The organism is Sphingobium sp. IP1, from assembly GCF_002708645.1.
In the GTDB taxonomy this organism is placed as follows: domain Bacteria; phylum Pseudomonadota; class Alphaproteobacteria; order Sphingomonadales; family Sphingomonadaceae; genus Sphingobium; species Sphingobium yanoikuyae.
Map to the genome: position 1 here is coordinate 1 of NZ_NOIW01000242.1, position 1,655 is coordinate 1,655.

2 protein-coding genes are annotated in these 1,655 nt (G+C 62.5%); one reads left to right on the forward strand and one right to left on the reverse strand.

Annotated features, from left to right (window positions below; translation table 11 throughout):
• Positions 1-327: 327 nt before the first annotated feature.
• Entirely contained in the window at positions 328-519 is a 192-nt protein-coding gene (locus tag CG471_RS29720) for a hypothetical protein (protein ID WP_099234656.1), read from the forward strand.
• Between the two features lie 185 nt (positions 520-704).
• On the opposite strand, the gene CG471_RS29725 is transcribed toward CG471_RS29720, so the two are convergent.
• Complete coding sequence (locus CG471_RS29725; protein ID WP_099234657.1) at positions 705-1,400, reverse strand: hypothetical protein; 696 nt, start codon at positions 1,398-1,400, stop codon at positions 705-707.
• Positions 1,401-1,655: the final 255 nt, after the last annotated feature.

Here is a 1,655-nt window from a genome sequence, read left to right on the forward strand (position 1 = left end):
TTCTCCTCCGCGATCTTCGCGGCTCCGCGCGAAAAATGAATCACGCGGAGCCGCGAAGAGCGCGGAGAAAGAGGTATGAAGAACTGCCAAAACAATCTGCCGCTTAGCCCCCCCCCCCAACTCCGCCACCCCAGCGAAGGCTGGCGCCTCAGGCGGCGGCAGAAAGAGGCCTACTCTTCCAGCAAGAAACCATCTCCTGCCGCCATGCACCCGGCACGATTGTCGCCCGGCAATCCACCATCGCTCAACCACTCGCTTCATCGCCAAAAACGCTCCGCTCACCTTAATGTCATCGACCTGCCGCATCGATGACCTAAGCGCCTTGATATGAAGTATCGTCTTGATTTGCCACGCAATCGCGCGGTTGCCGACACCGATCAGCGGTCGCTCTATGACGTCTGGGACACGGTCGAGCGCTACGACCGCCGCGCACCGGCGCCCACGCCCGACCATCTGCTCATGGATCAACCGGCCGCGCCGACGACACCCGCCATGCCAGCGGACGAGCCGGCCAGCTGACCGCGGCCGCCCGATCCGCGGGCGATCGGCGCCCCCGTTCGCGCATTGTCGCGCGACCTTCTCGCCTCCCTTTCCGCAGGCTTCGGACAGGCGTGAGCCAGAGCGCTTCATTCTCGCTTGCGAAAGCGCGGCTCACGAAAGCCTGCAGAGAGCCTCACCGCCAGAACGCGCCATCACCTCCATCGTCAGGCCTGGCCAGCCACGGCCAGATCGAGGCGATCGATCAGCTTGAAACCGATATATTCGTCCCGTCGATAGCTGCGGTGCATCCCATTGCCGCGATCATGTCGATGGCCGACATTCCAATAGCGCAGCATGCGGCGCTTCACCCGGCCCCAACAGCTTGGCTCCTCCACGAGGGGCACATGCGTGACCGACATGTCATAGCCACCATGTCGATAATAGGCGTCCCAATAGCTCATCACGCGGCACTTGGTCGTCCGCCAATAGGCCGGGTTTTCAGCGATGAAAGCGGCCAGCGCCAGGGTCATGTCCGGCGTGAGACCGGCCGCTATGTCTTCCAGTATCTCCACGATATATTCGCCGATCAGCGCGACGATGAACGGGGCGGCCCAGGGCCGGAAATGGCCGATCAGATCGCGCGCGGCGGCCTGGCGCAGGAAGCCATCGCTGCTGCGCGTCTGCAACGCGCGCGCCAAACCCCAGGCTGGATCGTCCTTGCTCAATCGCAGCCGGTCCGTCGCAAAATAGAGGCGCGCCGAAATCAGCACGCCCTGCCCTTCAGCCTGGACCGCAAATCGCTCCGTCCATTGTCGACTTGTCAGCGCCCGAACCACAGCCTCCCCGGCCGACAGAGCCATGGAGCGATGCGCCGGCGCAAATGCGTCCGCCAACATCAACCCATTGATTTTCGTCAGCATCGCAAGATCGCCCTCGGGGGAACATTAGGCCGTGTGGACACATTCGGTGCCCGTCAAATGGCCGGGATGGGTAGGAAGCGGAATGGCGGCTTTTAACCAACCGGTTTGGAAAGCGGACATGTGCTAGTTGAACCGCCCCGGGTTTGCCGGAGGCTATTTGGTTTAAGTTACGCAGCCATGGGGACGTCGTCCAGCATGGCGTAGTACAGTTCCTCAGCTTCAGCCGGCGGGATATTGCCGATGGGTTCGAGCAGG